Source organism: Flavobacterium sp. P3_A6, from assembly GCF_056403035.1.
This window is the reverse complement of sequence record NZ_JBFUGG010000027.1, coordinates 20,839-45,196: the sequence shown is the minus strand read 5'-3', so window position 1 is coordinate 45,196 and position 24,358 is coordinate 20,839. Positions and strand designations below refer to the sequence as shown.

The window sequence follows — 24,358 nt, the reverse complement described above, 5'->3', positions numbered from 1 at the left end:
GTTGAAAACTACTTAAGTATTTTAACTTAGTTTTTACTTTTGCTAATTTTACAACTCCAATAAAAAAACTTATGTATTTGCCCTGAAAGGCGATAATAGATGCGACTTTTGATAAAATAAATTATATATATGAAAAACAAAACATATAACATCAAAGCATTGCTGATTGCTACCACGCTTTCAGTATTTATGATTGTTCTGGTGTTTTTTGGTTCCAGAAAACTGCAAAATTTTGATGCGGCACTCGTGACCTATTTATTTGGGACGGTGTTTGCTTTCTTCGGGATTGTGTACCGCTATACGGTTTGGCTGCAACGACCGCCAACTTGGATTTATTTTAAGCGCGGAATTACGTATTTGATAACAGGAAAAGTGTTTTCACATTTTTGGTTTGCCACGAAAGAGTCGGTGGAGAATATCGCGTTTCAAAAGTTTATTTATCCAAGGGGGAAATACCGTTGGATGGCGCACTTTATGATTGCTGTGGGATGTACTTCGGCATTTTTGATCACGATACCGCTTACATTTGGCTGGATTAATTTTGCAATGGCTCCCAATACGATTTCTACTTATGAAGCGTATTTTTTTGGGTTTAAAGTAATGGATTTTGATTTGGATTCCATTACCGCTTTTTTGACTTTTCACGCTTTGAACTGGTCATCGTATCTGGTTATTTTTGGCTCACTGTACTATTTAAGAAGACGTTTGACGAATCCTGGGCTGATTGCCACTCAATCTTTTGAGGGGGATTTGCTACCGCTTATTTTACTGATAGCCATTTCGGTAACTGGATTGGGATTGACGTATTCGTATCAGTTTATGAAGGGATTTGCGTTTGATTTCTTGGCCGTTTTGCATGCCGTTACGGTGATAATGTTTTTGATTTGGATTCCGTTCGGGAAGTTTTTCCATATTATTCAGCGTCCGGCTCAAATCGGGGCGCACATTTACAAGAAGCAAGGAATGAAAATGGGAATGGCGGTTTGCCCGCATACGGGTGAGGAGTTTGCCACTAAATTGCATATTCAGGATTTGAAAACCGTAACGGAACAATTGGGTTTTGATTTTTCGCATGAAGACGGAACATCACATTTGGATTTAAGCCCCGAAGGGAAAAGATCAAGATTAGCACAAGCGCATTTGAAGGCAAGGCTGGACGGCGGGAATTTATTTGGATAATATTGGAAGCTAGAAATAAGAAGATTGAGGTTAGAAAAAAGAGAACAGAAGGCAGATTGGAACGAAGGTGTATTGTTGAAAGAACTAAATGTTTTTATTGAAAACTGATATTGATTACGACCGCGTGAGGGATAGAAATTAGCTACCGAAGTAGCATGGATAGCCCGACCGCAATAGGGAAAGGGGCGATTCAAGACCCTGTTAAATCAGCTCCTTTTTCTATTGTGGTCACGCCCAAAGGAGGAAGATTTTAGGATTGAGATTTTAGATTTTGAAAAGACGACATACAATTGTAAAAAATATAAAATGGCAAAATTACCAGTTAAAGAAGAGAATATAGTAAAGCATTTTGGCCCCACGTTGAATTATGCGCCCAAGGACGGATATGTGGGCAGGGATGAGCCGGATGAGGCGGTGAAAACGCATTGTTGTTTTTGCGGGATGCAATGCGGCATTCAATTATTGGTGAAAGAAAATAAAGTGGTAGGGTTTGAGCCTTGGATGGAATTTCCTTTTAACGAAGGAAGATTATGTCCAAAAGGTGTACAGCGCTATTTGCAGAATAACCACCCTGACCGGCTGATGTCTCCATTGAAAAGGGTAGAAGGGCAAGGATTTATACCTTTGGATTGGGACGAAGCAATGAACAAAACGGTTTCAGAGATCCAACGTATTCAGGAGAAATACGGTAATGATGCGTTTTCGATGCTGTCGGGCGTTTCATTGACGAATGAGAAAAGTTATTTGGTTGGAAAATTTGCCCGCGTGGCTCTAAAAACCAAAAACCTGGATTACAATGGACGTTTGTGCATGGTGAGTGCAGGTGCGGGAAACAAAAAAGCATTTGGATTGGACAGGGCTTCGAATAATTATTCAGATCTAGAATATGCCGAGGTGATTATTGTGGCTGGTGCCAATATCAGCGAGACTTTCCCAACACTGACACACTGGATTTGGAAAGCCCGTGACCGCGGTGCCAAAATTATAGTTATTGACCCAAGGATGATTCCGCTGGCAAGAACTGCCGATATTCATTTGGATGTGCGTCCTGGAACCGATTCGGCTTTGTACGGCGCAATGCTGAAATACTTGGTGGATCACGATATGCTGGATCACGATTTTATTGATAATTATACTTCGGGTTTTCAGGAAACGATTGATGCCGTAAAAGATTATACGCTGGAATGGGCAGAGGAAGTTACGGGAATCGATAAAAATAAAATACGCGAAGCGGCCGAATTGTGGGGCAAAGCCAAGACGAGTTTCTTGCTTCACGCCCGTGGAATTGAACATCACTCAAAAGGGGTGGATAATGTTTTGGGCTGTATCAACTTGGTATTGGCAACAGGTCGAATCGGAAGGCCGTATTGTGGTTACGGAACTATTACCGGCCAAGGAAATGGCCAAGGAGGTAGAGAGCACGGTCACAAATGCGATCAATTGCCAGGAAACAGGGATATCGAGAATCCGGAACACCGGAAGTATATTTCGGAAGTTTGGGGAATCAACGAAAAAGATTTACCAGGAAAAGGGCTTTCGGCCTATGAAATCATCGAAGCCATTCACCGTGGAGAAATTAAGGGACTGATTTCGATTTGTTTCAATCCATTGGTGTCTTTGCCGAACAGTAATTATGTTCGTGAAGCTTTGGAAAAACTGGAATATTATGTGTGTATTGACTTTTTCCTGAATGAAACCGCACGCCACGCCGATATTGTGCTGGCAGGTTCTTTGCAGGAAGAGGAGGAAGGAACCACCACATCTGCAGAAGGAAGGGTGATTCGCATCCGCCAAGCGGTAACTCCTCCAGGAATGGCGAGAACAGATACTTCTATCATTTTGGAATTGGCCAAACGTTTGGGCGTGAAAGATAAATTCACATATGAAAACAGCGAAGCTATTTTCAACGAATTGCGCGTGGCTTCCAAAGGAGGTACAGCCGATTATTACGGAATTACATATCAAAGAATTGAAGACGAGATGGGGGTCTTTTGGCCTTGTCCAGAAATAGGTCATCCCGGAACACCAAGATTATGGGAGGACAAAAAGTTTAAAACCCCTGACGGGAAAGCGCATTTTAATCCTGCGCCGTATAAGCTTCCGGGAGAAGTGACCGATGCGGATTATCCCGTGATTTTGACAACGGGCCGTGTGGTGTCCCAATATTTGAGTGGTACGCAAACCCGCAGAATAGGTAAATTGGTAGATCAGTATCCAGAACCGTTATTGGAAATTCATCCTAAACTGGCGCAACAATTTGGGATCAAACAAAGAGAATTAATAAAAGTTTCCACCCGACGCGGGGAAGGAATTTTTCCTGCGAATATTGTGGAAACCATTCGGGAAGACACTGTTTTTATACCGTACCATTGGTCGGGTAAAAAATCGGCGAATCAGTTAACGCCGGGAACATTGGATCCTATTTCCAAAATACCGGAGTTCAAGGTATGTGCCTGCCACTTGGAACCGCTCAAGGAAATAGCGCCACCATCCAAAGAATCAACAGCATATGCAAGTATTTAATCTATAAAAAAGGAAAAATGAATTACACCAGTTTCAATAAAAACGAGGAATTTTTTGTAGATATGCAGCGCTGCATTGGCTGTAAAGCCTGTGAATTGGCTTGCGCCGAATGTGAGACCAACGGTCAGGAATCCTTAATCAGCGTCAATTATGTTGATCGGGCTTCGACTGTGCAAACTACCGTCCAAGTGTGTATGCATTGCGACGATCCGGTATGTGCCAATGTATGTCCCGCCGATGCGATATCCAAAGATGAAAACGGAATCGTGCATACCGCAAATACCGAAAGATGCATCGGTTGCTCCAATTGTGTTTTGGCTTGTCCGTTTGGCGTGCCGAAAAAAGAAGAGTCCTACGACTTAATGATGAAGTGCACAATGTGTTATGACAGAACCAGCATTGGCAAAAAACCAATGTGCGCGACAGTTTGCCCAAGCGGTGCTTTGTTTTTTGGTACAAGAACCGAAATCGAGGAAATGCGTCCGAACAGTACACCAATCAATACTTTTATTTTTGGCAAAGAAATAGTTAACACCAAAGTCAATATCATGATGCCGAAGGGAAGTACTGAGCTGATTATATATTAGGATTTTAGAAAATAGAATAGAAGGCAGATTTTAGATTGCAGATAGCTTCTAAAACAAACTGAAACAAAACTTTTCACACCATAAAAAAATGTCAAAGGAAGATAATTTAAATAAAAATTGGAAGAAAGACTTTCCAATTCTCAAACAACAAGCGACTAATGTAAGCCGTCGTGATTTTGCCAAATTCCTGACCCTTGTTTCGGGCGGTCTGATGGTAGGAAGCGGACTTGTGGCGGCCAAAGCCTATTTGCTTCCAAAAGAGGAAGTAGAAGGAGACCATTTTGTGTGCAAGAAAGAGGAAGTTCCATTGGGCGGAACCCGTGCTTTTGTAATCGAGGGCAGTACCATACCCTATATTTTGATTCATCTCGAAAGCGGGGATTTCAAAGCTTATGAGCAAAAATGTACCCATCTGTCGTGTTCTGTATTTTACAAACCCGGCACTGGAATCATTCATTGCCCGTGTCACGAAGGCTCATTTGATGCCAAAACAGGAGATGTTCTGGGAGGGCCGCCGCCAAGAGCATTGCCGAGTCTGGAAGTGTTTTTCAAGGAAAATGATATTTATGTTAAAGCGTCCCAGCACGAAGAACATGCAGTTTAAAAAAATAAACCATTAAGGAATTAAGAATCATTAAGCTAAAATTTAGTTTATTAATGGTCAAAAAAAAGAAATATTTTATTTTGTAATAAGATGTTTTGCCTAAACCCTATAGCTATGAGTACCTTTAGAACCAGTCAAAATCAAGCGAATCCAAATAAGCTGAACAACATTCTTTCGACCTTGATATTCATATTAATTTTGAATGTCACCATTCAGATTTGGTTGTTGTATGCCTCGCTGAACAACGCTTTGGATAACAATAAAGAAATTTTAATACCGGCATTTATTGCCTCATTAGTTCTGTTTTTAATAGGCTTTAGCTGGCTGTATTACCTGCCATCAGGAAATAAACCGCAACAAAAATAGTGGGCAGAAAAGCCTTTATTAATCATAATCCCAGTTTAGTGACTGGGATTTTTTTATTAGAGATAATTTGGGCGTGACCCCGCCGAATAAAGGGGCTTATTTATAGAGACGCTTATACAGCCCCTTTGTTCGGCGGGGTCGGGCTATCCATGCTACTTCGGTAGCTTATTTCTATATTTCTATCCCAATGTCATTAAGTTAAGGATTAAAAGATAAAATGATTGCTGATTTTTGATTAACGATTTTTGATTTAAGATGTAAAAAAACTTCTAAAATCAACAGTCTAATATTTAGCCACGGCAAATCTGAAATTTAAAATCGTTAATCCTCAATCTAAAATCCCTTAACTTAATGGCATTGATTTCTATCCTTCACGCAGCTTACAAGATATTTTGGAAAAATGAGAGAAAAATCCTTTTTACAAAAGCTTATTTATTGTAGTTGAAATCTGTTATATTTACTCCTTGTTGATGAAAATCAATAGTATAAAGAAAAATTAAATCACATAGAAATGATAACAAGTAAATCAACTATTCTTGTCAATGCTTCTAAACAAAAAGTTTGGGATGCTCTAACCAAACCGGAATTGGTCAAAAAATGGCAATACGGAAGCGAAGTTCTAACAGATTGGATGGTGGGAAGCGAGATCAGATTTCGGGTGGAGTGGGATAATAAAGTATTAGAGCAATGGGGCAAAATTTTGGAAATTATACCAAATGAACTCATAAAATACAGTTTGTTTTTTCCAAGACCAGACCTTGAGGACAAAGAAGAAAATTATTTCATTATGAGCTACCTCATTTCAGAATCGGAAAACGCTGTTCAGCTTGAAATTATAAAAGAAGACAATCGTCCCGGAGCAGTAGAGGAAAAAGAAAGTACTGGGGAAAATCCGGTATTAACTGCGTTAAAAGAGATTATTGAAAGTAACTAATAGCATACCCAATGAACAAAAAAAAATTACTGTTACTTGGCTTCATTATACTGAAATTTGTATTGCAGTATTCATTAATAAGTTCCGATTACGACTTACAGCGGGATGAATATCTGCACCTTGATCAAGCGCATCATTTGGCTTGGGGATATTTATCGGTACCGCCTTTTACTTCTTGGATTTCGTATGTAATTTATCTTTTAGGAAATTCTGTTTTTTGGATTAAATTTTTTCCTGCCTTGTTTGGTGCCTTGACTATAGTTGTGGTTTGGAAAGCAATCGAAGAATTGAAAGGCAGTTTGTTTGCCTTGGTTTTGGGAGCGACCTGTATATTTTTTTCAGCGCTTTTAAGACTGAATACTTTATACCAGCCCAACTCTTTTGATGTGTTGTGTTGGACAACTTTTTATTTCATTTTAATCAAATATATCAATTCCAAAAACACCAAATGGCTTTTCATTTTGGCAATTGTTTTTGTTTTTGGTTTCTTGAATAAATACAATATTGGATTTTTGATTATTGGATTGATTCCTGCCATTTTATTGACAGAAGAACGTAAAATTTTTGCCCAGCCCAAATTGTATATTGCATTTGTTATGGGCTTGCTGTTAATTGTGCCAAACCTTTTATGGCAATACACAAACGGCTTTCCAGTGATTCACCATTTAAAAGAATTAGCCGATACGCAGTTGGTAAATGTTGATCGATTGGAATTTTTAAAATCGCAAATGCTTTTTTTTATTGGTTCTTTTTTAGTGATTGTATCTGGTTGGTTAGCGCTGTTATTGTACAAGTCGTTCCAAAAATACAAGCTGTTCTTTTGGAGCATAATTTTTACGCTTGCTGTTTTTATGTATTTTAAAGCTAAAGATTATTATGCTATCGGACTTTATCCTATTTATATTGCCTTTGGATCTGTTTATTTGGGTGATCAATTAAAAGAAGGATGGAAAAGGTATTTACAGCCTGTTTTAATCATATTGCCAATACTGCTTTTTATACCGATGTACAAAGCCTTTTTTCCAAACAAAAGCCCCGAATATATAGCGAATCATGCCAAAGCTTATCAGAAATTTGGGTTGCTTCGTTGGGAAGACGGTAAAGATCATTTGCTTCCACAAGATTTTGCCGATATGCTGGGTTGGAAAGAATTGGCCATAAAAGTGGATTCGGTTGTGGGAACACTGCCGGATTTGGAGCACACCTTAATTCTTTGTGACAATTACGGACAGGCCGGCGCCATTAATTATTATATGAAGAACAAAAAAGTAGTTGCTCATTCCTTTAATGCCGACTATATCAATTGGCTTCCTTTGAGCATGAAAATTAAGGATGTCATCTTAGTAAAAGAAGATAACGACGAAGACAAAGAAAGAAAAACCGAAATTCCATTATTTGACACCGTTTATTTGGCAGGCAAAAGAATTAATAAATATGCCAGAGAGCCTGAAATTTCCATTTATGTTTTGCGGGGCGCAAAAATAGATGTAAACAAAAGAATAAAAGACGAAATGGAAAGAAAGAAAAATTATCAGGAATAGTTTATTTTAATTGTAACTAATTGATAATTAGTGGTATATTTGATATTCTGAATTTTAAATCACTTACTAATGACAACATCCGATTTTACCACTACATTAATAGTAAATCAAACTCCAGAAGAGGCATTCAACGCCATCACCAATGTACGCGGATGGTGGTCTGAAGAAATTGAAGGTGATACCGCAAAACTCAACGATGAGTTTACGTACCATTATGAAGATATTCATTATTGCCAAATCAAATTGACAGAAGTAATTCCCAGTCAAAAAGTAGTTTGGTTCGTGAAGTACAACTATTTTAAGTTTACCAAAGATAAAAGCGAATGGACAGGAACCAAAATGAGTTTTGAAATTTCTGAGAAAGATAATAAAACAGAAATCCGTGTTACACATCATGGACTGGTTCCAGAATTTGAATGTTATGATATCTGTAGTAATGCCTGGACTCAATATATTCAACAAAGCTTGAAGAACTTAATTGCTACAGGTAAGGGCCAGCCAAATGCCACCGGAAAACCAACAACAGAAGACGAAAAGAAATTTAGTCAGGCAAAGTAGTTTTTATTTTGATTAAATATTAGTTGAGATAATTCGTATAAAAGGTGTAACAAATTAAAAGAAGAGAGTCTTATTACTTGTTAACTCTCAATTAATTAAAATAATATCGTTTTGAAAAATCTCATTACCTCTCTGAATTTAGTTTTCATTTTTTTACTGCTATCTGCATCACTTTTCGCTAAATCTTCAGTGCAGATTTCAATTGCAAAAAAATCCAATGACTCCATTATTAAAAAACAAATTTCTGAAGATAACTTTGTTTTGATAAATGGTATTGAACAATGGATAACCATCAAAGGAGAAAATTCTAAACCTGTAATATTGTTCATTCACGGAGGGCCGGGTAGTCCTATTAGCCCTTATTCGGATAATCTGTACAAAGATTTATCAAAAGATTTTATTATTGTTCAATGGGATCAGCGAGGTACTGGAAAAACTTTTGGACGTATCGCTCCAGAAGAATTAACTCCCGAGTTTTTACAAGCGAATCCATTAACATTAGAACAAATGACAGCCGATGGAGTTGCAGTGTCTGAATATCTTTTAAAGCATTTGGGGAAACAAAAAATCATACTTTTTGGCACTTCTTGGGGATCGGCACTTGGGGTTAAAATTGTTACCAAACGCCCAGATCTTTTTTATGCCTATGTAGGTCATTCGCAAATTGTGAAACCAGGTATTGATGAAGCATTTTATGATAAAATTTATAAAATTGCTGAGAATGAAAATGATAAGGAATCTCTAGAAGTATTGAATTCTATAGGTAAACCACCTTACGATAGAGCTAAAAAAGTTGGCCAGTTGTTTAGAGTTTTAAAGAAATATGAAAGAGCCAATTCGATTCCCGCTCTCGAAGATTGGTTTGTTGAAGCTCCTGCCTATAGTAATCCTAAAGACAAGCAAAATCGAGAAGATGGTGATGATTATTCATTCGTCAATTATGTAGGTGACAGCAAACTTGGAGTTCATTCCATGAATGCCACAATTGATTTGATGAAAGACAATTGGGAGTTTAAAATTTCCGTTTATTTAATTCAAGGGAACGAAGACATAATGACACCGAAAGAAGCTTCCAAAGCCTATTTTGATAAAATAAAAGCTCCCGAAAAAAAGTATTATTTGTTGCCAAATACAGCTCACGGTTTTAATGAAGCAGTTTTAGAAGCACAATGTAAAATTTTTAGAAGTATAAAAACGGTACAGTAAAATAGTATAGCTGTAATCAATGATTGCAGAGAATCTCCAAATTCATAATTTAAGACAAACTAAAAAAGCCCCTCAACATTCTCCTGTCTAGGGACTTTTAAAATTTACTTTCAAATGATTTATTGTTTAATATCTTTCGATTCAAATTTTACGAATCCGCCACAATTGCCATTACGGTCAATCGACTGCTGAACGATAAGATTCCCAATGTCAATCATATTATTCAATTCGTACAAATCGGTGCAAACGAGATGATTGTGTGTTTTTTCATCAATTTCATTTTGCAGGTTTTTAAGAACTTCTTTTGCCTGTAATAAATCTGAATCAAATCGTACGATTCCTGCATTTTGACGCATCAGCAATTGTAGTTTTGCTTTGGTTTGAGCGATATATCCGGGAGCAATTTTTGTTTTGTTTTGGATTGGCCAAGAAGTTATAGTGCTAGCTGTTTTTGGAGCGATAAAAGGATTTTCAGCCAAGTAATGGTATATTTTATCCGAGTATACCAAGGCTTCCAATAAGGAGTTTGAAGCGAGTCTGTTGGCGCCATGCAATCCTGTTCTGGAACATTCGCCACAGGCAAATAAATTCTCTATAGACGTTTTTCCGTTAATGTCTACAACTATTCCGCCACATAAATAATGTTGGGCAGGAACAACGGGAATCCATTCTTTTTCAAGATCGATACCCACTTTTTTGCAGTGTTTATATATCATTGGGAAATGGTTTTTGAATCCTGTCATATCCAAGTGCGTACAATCTAAATATACGCATTCGTCTCCTGATTTTTTTAGTTCCAAATCGATACTTTGGGAAACAATGTCTCTAGAAGCAAGATCGGCTCTCGGATCGTAAAGATGCATGAATAAATCCCCTTTTTTGGTTCTCAAGCGGGCACCAAAACCACGAACCGCTTCGGAAATTAAAAACTTGGAACCCCTAGAGTTATCGAATAAAGCTGTTGGGTGAAACTGTATAAATTCCATATCCTGGATAACTGCATTGGCACGATAAGCCATTGCAATTCCGTCACCAGTTGCTATGATTGGATTGGTGGTGTGTCCATAAAGATGGCCAATGCCGCCAGTGGCCAGTAAAGTAAAATCAGATTGATAGGTGATTACCTCGTTTGTCTTTTCGTCAAGAGCATAAGCGCCTATGCAACGATGATCTTGTGTAATCAATTCTAGTGCAAAGTGATGATCCAGAACACTGATGTTTTCTTTTTGCATTACTTGTTCCAAAATGGCACGCTGAATCTCATGACCAGTTTGGTCTTTATGATGTACTACCCTGTTTTCAGAATGGCCTCCTTCTTTGCCTAAATCAAAAGTGCCTTTGGCATTTTTGTCAAACTGGGCACCCCATTCAATAAGTTCTTTCAAGCGTTTTGGGCCTTCGGTAACAACCATTTTAACTACAGTTTCGTCACATAATCCATCCCCGCAAATCAGAGTGTCCTCAATGTGTTTTTGATATGAATCTTCGGTTTTATCTGTAACAATTGCGATACCGCCTTGTGCGTATTTGGTATTAGATTCGTCTGCGTTTGCTTTGGTAATAATGGTAATGGTTCTTTCAGGAAAACGGTTGGCCATTTTTAAGGCAAATGTTAGACCTGCTACTCCAGAACCTATAATTAAATAATTGGTTGTAATCATTATTAAGATAATTCGAGCATGCGTTCGATAGGGATTAATGCTTTTTCTCTAATGTCATCAGGAACATTAACTTCGGGAGTTTCATTCAATAAACAGTCGTATACTTTTTGTAATGTATTCATTTTCATGTAACCGCATTCACTGCAGGCACAAGTGTTATCCTCGTTTGAAGGTGCTGGAATCAGAATTTTATTAGGCACTTCCTGTTTCATTTTATGTAAAATTCCCGCTTCGGTGGCAACAATAAATTTATTGCTTGGATTGTTTTTTACATAATTAATCATACCTGCGGTAGAACCAATGTAGTTGGCTGTTTTTAGGATATGTGTTTCAGATTCTGGGTGCGCAATGATTTGGGCATCCGGATTTTGTTTGTACAAAGCTATCAGCTTATCCAGTGAAAAAGCTTCGTGAACGATACAAGAGCCATCCCAAAGCAACATTTCTCTGCCTGTCTGTTCCATTACATATTTTCCTAAATTTTTATCCGGAGCAAAAATAATAGGCTTGTCTTTCGGTATAGATTGTACAATTTTAACAGCATTCGACGAAGTAACTACAATGTCTGTCAATGCTTTTACTTCGGCAGAACAGTTTACATAAGTGATTACGATATGATCGGGATGTGCTTCAGTAAATTTTTTGAAATCTTCTGGAGGACATGATTCGGCCAGAGAACAGCCTGCTTTCAAATCCGGTAAAATAACTTTCTTAGTAGGGTTTAATATTTTGGCAGTTTCGGCCATAAAGTGAACTCCTGCGAAAAGGATAATATCGGCATCTACTTTCATCGCTTCTTGAGATAATCCCAAACTGTCCCCCACATAATCTGCCACATCTTGTATATCGGATTCTTGATAATAATGCGCTAAGATTACCGCATTTTTCTCTTTTTTTAATTCCAATATACGTTCTTTAAGACTTTTCATTTTTTTAAAAACTTTTATGGTGTTTTTTTAATTGAAGATTAATTCTATGCAAATATAAGGTAAAACTTTGAAGCTGCACGTTTATCAAAGCTTTCTAAAAACTTCAAAAAAAATGTTTTTGTTAAAAAAAATGTTTTTGCTGTTTTTGCAACCCGCGAATTTAATGCAATATGTTTCGTGCGGGTATGATAATTATCAGTTTTTAAGCAAATTAGTATAGTGATATTTGCAGAAAGTTTTAAACCAATTTTTTATACTTATGACAACTAAAAAATCACCACATACTTTTCATATTCCAGTGATGGGATTGGCTTATACCATTGATAGTCCAATTCGTGTGGCGCAGTATGGAATCTCATCTGTAGTTTCTATTATAGATGATGATTTGATTGAAAGAATGAACGCTTTTTACAGTGAAAAATTCAAAATGCCATATAAGGAAATAACAGAAAAAATCCATGATTATCGTGCAGAACGTGTTACTTCCTATCTGAATTTGATGGACACAATCGTAAAAGAAAAATTCGAAAAATTCAAAGTGGAATTAGCCGAAAGCAAACACGCACTGGAGAATTATATTGCAATGCTGCCTAACAAATCGGAGATTAAAAAAGGACTGCAGGATTTAATTGACGACGGAATCGCTTTTAAAGATACCATTAAAAATTACCTAGAGGAAAATCTTTCGGCTGGTGAAATTGATGTGAATATTATGACCAAAGTCGATAAAGACAATTTTATTAAAGACGAACAGTTGCCGGTTGAATTTAATGATGCACACGCATCTCTTCGAGGTTTTGCAAACAGTAATCTGTCATCTTCAGTAGTGCTTTCGGCGGGGATGAATCCTAGATTGTACGCTTATTTTGAAAATTTCCCTGTTTTTTATCCAGATGCAAATGATAAACTTCAAAAGAAAATTATCCTGAAAGTAAGCGACTTTCGCTCTGCGATGATTCAAGGAAATTTTTTGGCCAAAAAAGGACTTTGGGTTTCAGAATATCGAATTGAGTCTGGCTTAAACTGTGGAGGGCATGCCTTTGCCACCGATGGCTATTTGTTAGGGCCTATTTTGGAAGAATTTAAACAGAAGAAAGAACAATTAATCCAATCGGCTCATGAGCTGATGGTAAAAGCATTAGAAATAAAAGGATTGCATATTCCTGAAACACCATTGGAATTAAAAATTACGGTTCAAGGCGGAGTCGGCACTGCTGAAGAACATGATTTTTTATTGGAGCATTATCAAGTTGATTCTGTAGGTTGGGGTTCACCATTTTTATTGGTTCCAGAAGCTACTTCTGTAGATGTCGAAACAAGAAAATTGTTAGAAAAAGCCAAAGAAGATGATTTTTATTTGAGTCATATTTCGCCGCTGGGAATACCGTTTAATGCGGTGAAAGGGACTACAAATGAGTTTTTTAAACAAAAGCGCATTCAAGAAGATAAAGCAGGAAGCTCCTGTCCTAAAAAATTCTTGGCCTTGAGCAAAGAATACGGTCCAAAAGGAATGTGCCCGGCTTCGAAAGCATATCAGGATTTAAAATTGGAAGAGCTGGATACTGTTAAGAATTCATTGTCTAATGAAGCTTTTGACAGAAGAAAAAACAGTATTACTGAGAAATCTTGTCTTTGCGTAGGTTTGGCTAATGCCTCTTATCTTGAAAACAACTTAAAAATAAAAGGACAGCCTCAAGGTGTTGTTATTTGCCCTGGTCCAAATTTGGCTTATTTTGACAAAGAAGTTTCGCTTTTGGATATGGTAAAACACATTTATGGGAATGCCTCTGTGCTAGGAAACAAAGAGCGTCCGAATGTGATTATCAATGAACTGAAAATGTATATGGATTATCTTAAGAAAGAAATCAATGAATTTTCAGAGCAAATCTCGGCTCCTCAGGCTAAGAAACTGAAAGCTTTCAAAAATAATCTGAATGAGGGAATTGAATATTATCAATCATTGATTTCTTCTAATAATTGGTTTGAGAAAGGTAAACAAAACATCGAAAATCAGCTGCAGCAATATAAGAGCGAACTGTTTGCGCTTTGTATCCCCGAACTGGCCACAGTTTAATCAATGAAAAAGGCTTGATTTTCATCAAGCCTTTTTTTGTTTCAGAACTAAGTAATTTATATTTCATCCATAAGAAATCCAAGCAAAATGGGAAGTCATCCATTCTTTTAGAAGTTCAATATTAGTTAGGTAATTTGAATCTAATTTCTGTTCTGTTTTACAAATAAGTCGATGTGAAGCAAATGAATTAAAGCAATATAAGCTGTTGCGAGAATCACAACCAAAGAAATAGGTTTGAAATGTTTAACCCTTTTGCCCTCTATAAATTCCCGAATCGAATGTTCTGGTCTAGTAAACAGCTGTTTTGCTGTGTAGGCTATTCCTTTGTCAAAATGAAATAATCCATGCTGAATTTCATGCCATAAATAATGTAAATTGAGTTTGTATGTCTCAGCGGTTTGGCCGCAATTACTGCAATAATGTCCCTTGAAAGTTTGATGGCAGTTTTTACAATTGATATACATTCTCTGTCGTTTTTTAGTCTTTGTAAAAATTGAAGCAGAATTGACTGCTCTTTAATCTTTAAACAGCGTATTCCCTTTGATTAACCACGCAAAACCAAAACTTTCTATAGCCAAGGTTTCCATACAAAAAGTTAATGGAAAGGTTTTGAAATAACTTGGAGGAATTATTTTGAGAGAACCTGCAAACAGAACTAATAACGCCATAAGCGTTAATACGCCACAAGTTTTATAAATACGGTTTCGGATGATTTTTTGTCTGCCTCTTTCGTCTGGTGATTTGTTTGATTTAGTAAACAAAAAGAAAGACATGTAGGAAAGGCATAAAAAAAATAATGCAGCTACTGTGTAATGAAAATACATTCTGAAATCACTTACTGGCAAAATCGTAACAGCATATTTTTTGGCAGGATCACAGCATATATTCGTGATATTATTAGTTGGGAATAAAACTGTCAGCAAGGCAAAAAATCCTGCGGATAAGGAAATATAGAAATCTATGGGAGCTTTGCCTTTGTAAACAATTAGAAAAAAGGCAAGAAGACTTAAAATAATGACAAAAATGCCGCCGACACGGGTGTAGTAATAATGGCTAATGGATTCTAAAGGATATTGAAGCCCAGTGTCTAGATATAGGAATCCAAATAATAATAAGGGCATGGCCATTCCCATAATGCCAATAATCTTTCGGAGCGTCAGACTATTGGTGAGCCAAATGCTATTATCTTCTTTGTAATCAACTTTTAAAAAAGTACTTAATTTGGATTCCTTAGATTTAGCCATGATTCAGTTTTAAATTTAGCCATTTAAAAAAACATCATGTAAATATAAGATTACTTTTATTAGTACCGCAAAAAAGTATCTCCTGTTTTTATTCCCAGAGCCAATTCCTCCAGATTAGTATTTTCGAGCATAAAGGCCAATTCGTTTCGAATGGATTTGAATTTTTCATGCATTGGGCAGGGATGGTCTTCAGAACAATGGGTAAGCCCCAGACCACAGCCGGTAAAAACGCGGTCGCCTTCCAGGGCATTCACTATTTGAGCCAGTTTGATTTCTTTCATCGTCTCTCGAGGAATTTCGAAACCGCCACCAACTCCTTTTATGGAATTGATAATGTTGTCTTTTGATAAAATTTGAAGAATTTTTGCCGTAAAAGCTTCAGGTGAATCTATTTTTTTAGCAATGTCTTTAAGTCCAACTCTTTTGTTTTGGTAAGACTCTGAAGCGATAAAAATCGTGGCTCGTATGCCGTATTCGCAGGTTTTGGAAAACATAATCGGTTTTTTACAAATTTAAGAAATTAGTTTTATTCTTCATAGAAATAGCAATAAAGGTTTAGGCCTTTTTTGGGTCAAAGTTTTTGAATTACTCCGGCCTTGGCTTGCCTTCGGCTTTAGCTTGAAGAATAAAATTTAGAAAGAACATTTTAATGGCTTTTGCCAAAATTGCATTCTTTTTTGGCTAAAGCTATTTTTGATATTTATTCATTTTCCTCCAGCTAAAGCTGGAGGAAAGTCACAAAATCAAAACCCTCCAAAACGCACGAAAGACCCAAAAATCAGCATCAAAATACCGATTAAGGTGACAGATACAATATGAAAAGTCATTTCGGGCAATTTATCGGGATTGTTTTTAAGTTTTGGCAATACTCTGAATTGTGCGCTTAATGCAAAAAGCACAGTCAGCAAGAGTAAAAGTAATTTGGTTGAAACTACTTTTTCGATCGGAGTTGCAAAATGAAACCAATATTCAATGCTTATGCCATATTTATAAGCCATCATAATTCCGGTGATTAGCAGTAAAACTAATGCTGTCATTCCCACTGGCTCATACTTTCGTTCATAGTCGAGGATTATATTTTGATTTTTCTCCTTGAGGGCTTGTGGTAAATGACCTAAGACGAGCAATAAATGACCGCCAACCCAAATGGACGCACTCAAAAGATGAATGATTAACAATAAATGATGGCTCATATAATTTTAGATTTAAGTTTAAAAATATCGATTAATTTAAAACATGTAAGTCATATAAGTTTTTAATTTGAATAAAATCCGTTAAAAACAATAGATCATTTAAGCAATGTTAGATTGCCTTACATAAACGTTCTCAACTTATATTCACTTTTTTATCACTAATTTGACCAACTGACTTTTTTATCTTATATGACTTATATGTTTAGAATTGAATGTTTTTTTTGCATGACTGAAAACACCAATTGTCAGCAGTAATAGTCCCGTAGGCAAAAAGATACTTGACAAAAATAGATTTTGATAATAATTAGGGAATGCTCCGTTTTTCAGCAATAACCAAGTGCCTTGGAGAAATAAAAGAATTTCGGTTGCCACAAAGCCCAGTAAAAAAATATAGATTCCCCATTTCTGAATTTTATTCTGCGAGTTTAAAAAATCATTTTGCAACGCAAATCCAAACAGAAAACCAGTGATAATGCCCAACATGGTCAAGTGGATGTAGCCAATGACAAAATTCCTGATCTCGTGGGAAACCTGTGCCAGTTCAGGAACTAAAACGGCTAACTGTATGATGATTTTTAAGGCTAATGATAACAGTGCAAATCGGTAAACCATTTTTTCCGATGTAGACAACGGATCAAAGAACGCTTGAAATTGAGATTGAATTAATTGTATAAAAAGCACCGCTGAAAATAATTGGATTACAATTCCAATTGCATTTATCCAATAAAAAATTGGGTTCGACAGTGACCAGCTCACGGGCAAAGCCAATGTCAATACTGTAGAACAGACAAATAAATTATAAAACAAACGAAATTTTTTACCCTCAATTTTTATTTTGGACTGTTTGAAAAACAAAGCCAAAACAGCAAATAAAAACCAACCATTAAATTGAAAATGAAGGAAAAACTGGATCGCGATTTGATAAAAAGCACTTGCTTTTCCCATAATTCCAACAGCAGGTCCCAAACACCAAACGCCCAATGTGGAGAAAACCATAAAAAATAAAGCGGTGTTAAGCATTCTTTTTTCAGGAAAGGAAGTTAGTTTGGCATCTTTCCAAATCAAATAACAGAAAAAGTAACTGCAAAAAATATGCAAAGTCGAAAAGAGAATAGAAGCAAAGGCATATCCTTGGGCAGGAAAATCAATCATCATGCCAATTACGGCAATTTCGGTTATCCAGAATAATCGATTATAAATGGGTTTTTGCTGTGCTTCTTTCGGAACAAAAAAATGAAATATCAGACAGTACAGCATTAAATACACCCAGCCCAGCATTGCAACATGCGAATGCCCGTGCATTAAAAACTGAAAATTTACTCCCGCAATTGGGGCAACATACATCCATCGAAGCAACAGTCCCATTAGCGAAGCAATGAAAAAATTCACAAAACAGACCAAAATCCAGCTCTTTCTCATGTGTAAATAATATTATTTTTGTTGGAACATGTAATTAACTCCAATTTTTAATTTTTAATTGAAGTCGTTGAACCTTGTTTCGCATACCTTCATTTGTGTTTGCGACAGATTTAATTGTCATGCTCATTTCATAATTATCCTCTAAAATGTACTTTAATTTTTTGTGTTGAAAGATTTTCACTTTCCAATTCCTTGAACGAATGTCCTAGTTTTTCTATGGTTGTTGTTCCATTTACAAAATGCTGAATGTAATAATTTCCAGTATAACCTATGTTTTCCAAATAAGAAATCATCTGCTGAATATCATTTTTCTTTAATAATTCGGAATGTACTGTTGTTCGCACTTCAAAAGAAATGCCGTTTTGAAGCAATAAAAGTAATGACTTTTCGAAGGGGATAAAAAGTTTTGACTGCGTTATCTTTTTAAAATGTACAGGCATTGCCTTAAAATCCAGCGCCACATAATTGATAAGTTCTTTTTGTATGAGTTCTTTGAGGACTTCGGGTTGTGAGCCATTGGTGTCAATTTTGATTAAGAATCCCATTTTTTTGACTTCGGTTATAAACGGAATACTTTTTTTATGCAGTAAACATTCACCTCCGCTAAAAACAACAGCATCCAATAAAAGGGTTCTGCTTTTCAGGAATTGAATCGCTTTTTCAAAGGAAATGGTTCCTTTTCCAAAAACAATTTCGGGATTGTAACAATACAAACACCGCATATTACAGCCTGCAAACCAAAGTATGCAAGCTGATTTGTGCGGGTAATCCAATAATGTAAAAGGGGTTAAGCTGTAAATAGGCTTAGCAGCACTTTCCTTCTGTAAAATGAGTTCGTTGTCTGTGTTCACCTTTTTTTCCTATGTTAAAGCTTTCTACTGGTCTGTGGTAGCCCATTACTCGTGTGTACACCAAACATTTGGTGCGTAATTCTTGATTTTGTTCTAAAATCTGATTGGTTGTTAGTTTCATATTATTAGGTTTTAAAAATGGTTTAAAGTTGTTTAAAGGTTTAAAAGTTCACTGCAAAGTTCGCAATGAGTTTCGTTAAGTACGCAAAGCTTTGTGGATTTAGCGCTTCCTTTGCGAATTTTGCGGTTAAATTACACTTACTTTTTACTCCATATAATGTTCAATGAATTTTGTTTTTTCCTCAATGATGACCTCATCACATTTCGGACAATATTCGTGTTCTCCGTTTAAATAGCCGTGTATTGGGCACACACTAAAAACTGGAGTTACGGTAATGTATGGCAGTCTGAAATTTGTAATTACTTTTTTGACAAACTGTTTACAGGCTTCGGGCGAACTTATTTTTTCGCTCATGTATAAGTGCAAAACGGTTCCTCCTGTATATTTGCACTGCAATTGATCCTGCAGCATCAAAGCTTCAAAAGGATCTTGTGTAAAATCCACTGGAATTTGGGAGCTGTTCGTGTAATAAATATTTTCTTCCTGTCCAGCCTGAATAATATCGTCAAAACGTTTTTTGTCTTCTTTGGCAAAACGATAAGTCGTTCCTTCGGCAGGAGTGGCTTCAAGGTTGTAGAGATTTCCAGTTTCTTCTTGGAATTCCCTCATTCTGTTGCGGATATGATCCAAAATTTCAGAAGCAAATTCAATGCCCGTTTCAGAGGTTACATTGTCGTCTTCATTGGTGAAATTTTCAATCATTTCATTCATTCCGTTCACGCCAATAGTCGAAAAGTGATTTCTGAAATGCTCTAAATAACGTTTGGTGTACGGATATAATCCTCGGTCATACATTTCTTGAATAAAGACTCTTTTTTTCTCCAAAGTCGATTTGGCTATGTACAAAAACTCATCTAGCTGTTTGTATAATTTGTCTTTGTTTCCTTTGTTTAAATAACCCAAACGTGCCATGTTGATGGTCACGACCCCAATACTTCCTGTCATTTCGGCACTTCCAAAAAGACCATTTCCACGTTTTAATAATTCCCGTAAATCCAATTGCAGACGACAGCACATACTGCGTACGGCGTTCGGTTTATAGGCATTTTCATTCTCAACCTGATTGCCGTTTTCATCCAAAACATATTGGCTTCCAATGAAATTCTGGAAATAGGAAGAACCAATTTTGGCTGTATTTTCAAAAAGCAAATCGGTATTTTCACCATCCCAGTCAAAAGCTTCAGTGATATTTACCGTTGGAATTGGGAAAGTAAACGGCTGTCCGTTGGCATCGCCTTCGGTCATTACAGTATAATATGCTTTGTTTATGAGGTTCATTTCCTTTTGAAAATGCTCATATCGCAGGTCGGTAATTTTAGATACGCCTCTCTTTTTGGCTCTGATTAATAAGTCGGATGTGATAGTGTCTTCAAATATATGATGATCATTTTTGGTTGGAATCTGTGTTTTTAAATCATCGGGAACTATCCAGTCCAAAGTGATGTTGGTAAATGGCGATTGACCCCAGCGTGCGGGAACATTAAGGTTGTAAACAAAACCTCTGACTGCTTTTAAAACATCGTCAAAACCCAAATTATCTTTAAAAACATAAGGGGCCAAATAGGTGTCAAATGAACTGAATGCTTGAGCTCCAGCCCATTCGCTCTGCAAAATCCCAAGAAAATTAGCCATTTGGCCCAATGCTTCTCTAAAATGAGATGGCGGTTTGCTTTCTACACGGCCCCTCACTCCGTTGAAACCTTCGTTAAGTAATACACGAAGACTCCAACCCGCACAATAACCCGTGAGGCAATCCAAATCGTGAATGTGAATGTCACCGTTGCGGTGCGCATAACCTTCTTCTTTGGTATAGACTTTATCCAGCCAATAATTGGCTATAATTTTTCCCGCCACATTATTGACCAATCCTGCATTCGAATAGGAAGTATTGGCATTGGCATTGATACGCCAATCCGTTTGTTCAATGTATTCCTCTATTGTCTGAGAACTGTCGACATAAGTTGTGTCATCATTTAATCCCTGAACATGTTCACGCTGTAGTTTTCTAGTGTGCCGAAAGAGCATGAATGAACGCATCACATCGAAGTAATGTTTTTCATATAGCTTTTTTTCAATCATGTCCTGAATCTCCTCAACAGACCATACTTCTTCATTTTCGAGCTGAATGATAATGTTTTCAAAAACACTTTCATCAACAACTGCAGAGACGCTTTTGAAACTTTTTTCAATTGCATCTTTTATTTTATAACTTTCAAATGGCTTGTATTTACCATTTCTCTTTATTACATAGTTCCCCATAGTTGTTGATTTTTAGTGTTTGACATAGTTTATGATTGTGCCGAAAATTCTTTTTCGAGTTTAGCTGCTTTTGGGAATAAAATATTATTTTCCAAATGGATGTGCTTGTGCAAATCCTGTTCAAATTCTTGTAGCATGGCAAATGTTACTTTATAAGTATTGCATGCATCTGAAGGAGGTGTATAATTGTTGCTTAATGAGGCTATTTTTCTGAAACGTTCCCCTTCGGCATCGTGTTCATGCATCATCATTGCAATTGGATTTTCTACTGTTCCAAAATGAGGCTGTTCTATTAATTCGTCTGAAATGGCAGCATGAACCATTTTTTTGATGAAAGGAAACAAAATCAGTTCTTCTTTTTTCATGTGTTGCGCTAATTCTCCTGCACATCCTTTAAAGAGTTCGTTTATTTCTAATAACTCCGGATGATTAGCTCCGTGTACTCGGTTTAATTTGTCTAAAAATTGAAGCAGAACAGGTGTTTTTTCAGCGACATAACGGTGATGTGTTTTCTCTATATAATCGGCTAATAAATCAATTGGCCAGGCATTGTAATCAATTCCGGAATCACTTTTTGAAGATAAAACTGTCTCGATTTCTTTTAATAAATCATCAGGATTTACTGCTTTTTTATTGCATGCTTCTTCAATACTTCTATTGCCGTTGCAGCAAAAATCGATGCCGTATTTTGAAAATAAAGCAGCAGTTCTAAAGTCTTTTGCTACGTATTCACCTATTGTGATTTTCTCTAAAGTTTCCATAATGTTGTTTTTTATAATTAAAATTTAGAGTACAAAAATAGGTACTATTTTAATAAAAGACAAATTTATCCTTAATTAAATATATTATTTTTTTATTTTTGTAAATATTTGAATAAGAAATGAATGTGATTTGGGGGGCTTCTTTTTTTGTCTTTGTAATTTTACGATTATTTGAAAAATGGGAACATGACAAAAATCATATTTTGAACGTGACTTAAGAACATTCTGCTGTTGAAAACTTATGTAGCTGACAATTTTAAAAATTTGTTTTTTATATCGTATGAAGAAAAATAAATAAATATAATTTTTAAAAATAAATGACAAATGTTATAATAAAAGACAAAAATATCTTTTATATTTGCATTCAAATAAAAGACAAATTTGTCCTTTATGTAAAAAAGAAATTTATTAACTAACAAAAAACAGATTATTATGCTTTCAAAATCACAAGCACGAGCATTTTTTCTGGGAGGAACATTAGTCACCTTTTTAATCTTTATAGGATTGACTATTTATTCGTTTATGCCCAGAAATGATCAAGCCAACTACAAGGCTATTGACAAACAGGTAGTGAGAGGAAAAGAAATTTGGGAACACAACAATTGCATGGGTTGTCATACCATTTTAGGAGAAGGAGGCTATTATGCTCCAGAACTGACCAAAGTTATCGACCGCAGAGGAGAAGGCTATGTCAAGGCTGTATTGATGTCACCAATACCTTGGGCTCCAAACGGCCGAAAAATGGTTGTCTATAATATGAGCGAAAAAGATGCTGATGCAGTGGTGGCCTACTTCAAATGGATCGGAAAAATCGATCTGAACGGGTTTGACCGCATCGTTTCGCCTTTAGCTAAAGAAAATAATTAAATTTTTTAAATATGAAATATAAATCACAAAAAGTAGCCTACTGGTTTTTTGCACTGTGTATGTTATTGTTTTCACTGCAGATTGTCTATGGTTTTATCATGGGCTTCGACCGAATAGGAATACAGGGATTGCACGACGTTATTCCGTTTAATGTTGCTCGAGCGGTACACACTAATTTATTGGTAGTTTGGCTGTTGACGGGTTTTATGGGAGCAGCCTATTACATTATTCCCGAAGAAGCGCAGCGTGAACTGATAAGCGTAAAATGGGCTTATGTACAATTAATTTCACTTGCCGTAGTTGGTGTTGTGGCTATCGTCGGTTTTCACTTAAATCACTGGGAAGGCAGAAAGTTTCTGGAAATTCCGAGAGAATTGGACTTCTTGGTAGTTATTAATGTTTTGCTGTTTTTAGGGTTGATTTTAGGAACGCTTTTCAAAGGAAAACGCAGAACCACAACAGCATTGGTATTATCAATGGGATTATTGTTTGCTGCCTTATTGTACCTGCCTGGAATGATTTGGTTTGACAGTCAGGTAATGGATTCATTCTTCCGTTGGTGGGTAGTTCACTTGTGGGTTGAAGGTGTTTGGGAATTAATTATGGGAGGTATTCTTTCATATTTATTAATCAAATTGACTGGCGTTGACAGAGAAGTGATCGAAAAATGGCTGTATGTAATTGTTGGATTAACATTCCTTTCAGGAGTTTTGGGAACGGGACACCACTATTATTACATAGGAGTAAACAAAATTTGGTTAATCGTAGGTGGTATTTTCTCTGCTTTGGAACCTTTAGCTTTCTTGGCGATGGCTTTGTTTGCTGTGAATATGTACCGTAAAGGCGAAAAAAGCCATCCTAATAAAATTGCTTTATTCTGGACAATTGGTTCTTCAATAGTATCTTTTGTTGGTGCTGGATTGCTGGGTTTTGCACACACCTTGCCACAAACCAACCTTTACACACACGGAACTTTGGTTACGGCTATGCACGGACACTATGCCTTCTGGGGTGCTTATGCGATGATTGTTTTGGCAATAATTAGTTATGCACTTCCGAATTTAACAGGACGAAAAAGATACCAAAGCGCAACAGGAATGGCCGCTTTCTGGCTATCCAATATCGGAATGTTAGGAATGACAGTCGCCTTTGGAGTAGCAGGAGTGGTTCAAGTGTATTTGGAACGAAAAATGAAAATGGAATTTATGGTCGTGCAAAACGAAATCAGTATTCACTTTGTGGTATTGTTGATCTGCGCCACGATGTTCGCCACAGGAATAGGGCTATTTATATTTGATTTCTTTAAATATGGACGCCCAACCGATGAAGCTTTGGAAGCATAAAATTAGTTATTAGCCTTTAAGTGATTAGTGATTAGCGAAAAACTTGTGATTTTAGTTTTAAATCATCTTTTTTTAATTCCTATATGCTATTCACTAACAGCTAATTACTAATCACTAAAAAAACTAATTCAGCTTTTT

General features: G+C 36.5%; 23 protein-coding genes. 12 read left to right on the top strand and 11 right to left on the bottom strand.

Features of this window, described 5'->3' with window-relative positions:
* The first annotated feature begins 129 nt into the window (after positions 1 to 129).
* The 9 genes from AC1DVP_RS19200 to AC1DVP_RS19160 all read left to right on the top strand — a co-directional run bounded on the left by AC1DVP_RS19200 (position 130) and on the right by AC1DVP_RS19160 (position 9,498).
* The gene (locus AC1DVP_RS19200; protein WP_477185088.1) at positions 130 to 1,179 is read left to right on the top strand and encodes an MFS transporter; all 1,050 of its coding nucleotides are present in this window, start codon (positions 130 to 132) and stop codon (positions 1,177 to 1,179) included.
* Positions 1,180 to 1,485: 306 nt separating this feature from the next.
* The gene (locus tag AC1DVP_RS19195) at positions 1,486 to 3,702 is read left to right on the top strand and encodes a molybdopterin oxidoreductase family protein (protein ID WP_477185087.1); all 2,217 of its coding nucleotides are present in this window, start codon (positions 1,486 to 1,488) and stop codon (positions 3,700 to 3,702) included.
* Positions 3,703 to 3,719: 17 nt separating this feature from the next.
* Positions 3,720 to 4,289 carry a 4Fe-4S dicluster domain-containing protein gene (locus AC1DVP_RS19190; protein WP_477185086.1) on the top strand — a complete coding sequence of 190 codons (570 nt, stop codon included), beginning with the start codon at positions 3,720 to 3,722 and terminating at the stop codon, positions 4,287 to 4,289.
* 88 nt (positions 4,290 to 4,377) lie between these two features.
* Positions 4,378 to 4,893, top strand: a complete 516-nt coding sequence (locus AC1DVP_RS19185) for a QcrA and Rieske domain-containing protein (protein ID WP_477185085.1) — start codon at positions 4,378 to 4,380, stop codon at positions 4,891 to 4,893.
* Positions 4,894 to 5,007: 114 nt separating this feature from the next.
* Complete coding sequence (locus AC1DVP_RS19180) at positions 5,008 to 5,259, top strand: DUF6755 family protein (protein WP_477185084.1); 252 nt, start codon at positions 5,008 to 5,010, stop codon at positions 5,257 to 5,259.
* Positions 5,260 to 5,770: 511 nt separating this feature from the next.
* Positions 5,771 to 6,193 carry an SRPBCC domain-containing protein gene (locus AC1DVP_RS19175; RefSeq protein WP_477185083.1) on the top strand — a complete coding sequence of 141 codons (423 nt, stop codon included), beginning with the start codon at positions 5,771 to 5,773 and terminating at the stop codon, positions 6,191 to 6,193.
* 11 nt (positions 6,194 to 6,204) lie between these two features.
* Positions 6,205 to 7,734: a glycosyltransferase family 39 protein gene (locus tag AC1DVP_RS19170; RefSeq protein WP_477185082.1), complete on the top strand. Its 1,530-nt coding sequence runs from the start codon at positions 6,205 to 6,207 to the stop codon at positions 7,732 to 7,734.
* Between the two features lie 69 nt (positions 7,735 to 7,803).
* Positions 7,804 to 8,292, top strand: a complete 489-nt coding sequence (locus tag AC1DVP_RS19165; RefSeq protein WP_477185081.1) for an SRPBCC family protein — start codon at positions 7,804 to 7,806, stop codon at positions 8,290 to 8,292.
* A gap of 111 nt (positions 8,293 to 8,403) precedes the next feature.
* Positions 8,404 to 9,498 carry an alpha/beta hydrolase family protein gene (locus AC1DVP_RS19160; protein ID WP_477185080.1) on the top strand — a complete coding sequence of 365 codons (1,095 nt, stop codon included), beginning with the start codon at positions 8,404 to 8,406 and terminating at the stop codon, positions 9,496 to 9,498.
* A gap of 119 nt (positions 9,499 to 9,617) precedes the next feature.
* Here AC1DVP_RS19160 and nadB read toward each other — a convergent pair whose 3' ends face one another.
* Both nadB and nadA read right to left on the bottom strand, forming a co-directional pair.
* Positions 9,618 to 11,159: an L-aspartate oxidase gene (gene nadB, locus AC1DVP_RS19155; protein ID WP_477185079.1), complete on the bottom strand. Its 1,542-nt coding sequence runs from the start codon at positions 11,157 to 11,159 to the stop codon at positions 9,618 to 9,620.
* A 2-nt stretch (positions 11,160 to 11,161) separates the two neighbouring features.
* Positions 11,162 to 12,088 (bottom strand): quinolinate synthase NadA, encoded by a 927-nt coding sequence (nadA, locus tag AC1DVP_RS19150; RefSeq protein ID WP_477185078.1) that lies wholly within the window; start codon positions 12,086 to 12,088, stop codon positions 11,162 to 11,164.
* 259 nt (positions 12,089 to 12,347) lie between these two features.
* Between nadA and AC1DVP_RS19145 the strand changes: the two genes are divergently transcribed.
* Positions 12,348 to 14,162: a hypothetical protein gene (locus tag AC1DVP_RS19145; protein WP_477185077.1), complete on the top strand. Its 1,815-nt coding sequence runs from the start codon at positions 12,348 to 12,350 to the stop codon at positions 14,160 to 14,162.
* A 140-nt stretch (positions 14,163 to 14,302) separates the two neighbouring features.
* On the opposite strand, the gene AC1DVP_RS19140 is transcribed toward AC1DVP_RS19145, so the two are convergent.
* The 9 genes from AC1DVP_RS19140 to ric all read right to left on the bottom strand — a co-directional run bounded on the left by AC1DVP_RS19140 (position 14,303) and on the right by ric (position 22,010).
* A complete protein-coding gene (locus AC1DVP_RS19140; protein WP_477185076.1) occupies positions 14,303 to 14,626 on the bottom strand; it encodes a DUF3667 domain-containing protein in 324 nt (107 codons plus the stop codon).
* A gap of 51 nt (positions 14,627 to 14,677) precedes the next feature.
* Positions 14,678 to 15,406, bottom strand: coding sequence for a hypothetical protein (locus AC1DVP_RS19135; protein ID WP_477185075.1), 729 nt, complete (start codon positions 15,404 to 15,406; stop codon positions 14,678 to 14,680).
* 59 nt (positions 15,407 to 15,465) lie between these two features.
* Complete coding sequence (locus AC1DVP_RS19130) at positions 15,466 to 15,900, bottom strand: RrF2 family transcriptional regulator (protein ID WP_100431833.1); 435 nt, start codon at positions 15,898 to 15,900, stop codon at positions 15,466 to 15,468.
* A gap of 249 nt (positions 15,901 to 16,149) precedes the next feature.
* Complete coding sequence (locus AC1DVP_RS19125) at positions 16,150 to 16,599, bottom strand: CopD family protein (RefSeq protein WP_477185074.1); 450 nt, start codon at positions 16,597 to 16,599, stop codon at positions 16,150 to 16,152.
* Between the two features lie 180 nt (positions 16,600 to 16,779).
* Entirely contained in the window at positions 16,780 to 18,018 is a 1,239-nt protein-coding gene (locus tag AC1DVP_RS19120) for a hypothetical protein (RefSeq protein ID WP_477185073.1), read from the bottom strand.
* Between the two features lie 134 nt (positions 18,019 to 18,152).
* A complete protein-coding gene (locus AC1DVP_RS19115; protein WP_477185072.1) occupies positions 18,153 to 18,869 on the bottom strand; it encodes an anaerobic ribonucleoside-triphosphate reductase activating protein in 717 nt (238 codons plus the stop codon).
* Positions 18,823 to 18,990, bottom strand: a complete 168-nt coding sequence (nrdD, locus tag AC1DVP_RS19110) for an anaerobic ribonucleoside-triphosphate reductase (protein WP_116798361.1) — start codon at positions 18,988 to 18,990, stop codon at positions 18,823 to 18,825. Before nrdD ends, AC1DVP_RS19115 begins: the two co-directional genes overlap by 47 nt.
* A gap of 144 nt (positions 18,991 to 19,134) precedes the next feature.
* The gene (locus tag AC1DVP_RS19105) at positions 19,135 to 21,249 is read right to left on the bottom strand and encodes a ribonucleoside triphosphate reductase (protein ID WP_477185071.1); all 2,115 of its coding nucleotides are present in this window, start codon (positions 21,247 to 21,249) and stop codon (positions 19,135 to 19,137) included.
* Positions 21,250 to 21,278: 29 nt separating this feature from the next.
* Entirely contained in the window at positions 21,279 to 22,010 is a 732-nt protein-coding gene (gene ric / locus AC1DVP_RS19100; protein WP_477185070.1) for an iron-sulfur cluster repair di-iron protein, read from the bottom strand.
* A gap of 432 nt (positions 22,011 to 22,442) precedes the next feature.
* On the opposite strand from ric, the gene AC1DVP_RS19095 reads away from it, so the two are divergent.
* Positions 22,443 to 22,877, top strand: a complete 435-nt coding sequence (locus AC1DVP_RS19095; RefSeq protein WP_477185069.1) for a c-type cytochrome — start codon at positions 22,443 to 22,445, stop codon at positions 22,875 to 22,877.
* Positions 22,878 to 22,888: 11 nt separating this feature from the next.
* On the top strand, positions 22,889 to 24,220 hold the full coding sequence (locus AC1DVP_RS19090) for a cbb3-type cytochrome c oxidase subunit I (protein ID WP_477185068.1): 1,332 nt from the start codon (positions 22,889 to 22,891) through the stop codon (positions 24,218 to 24,220).
* Positions 24,221 to 24,358 lie beyond the last annotated feature (138 nt).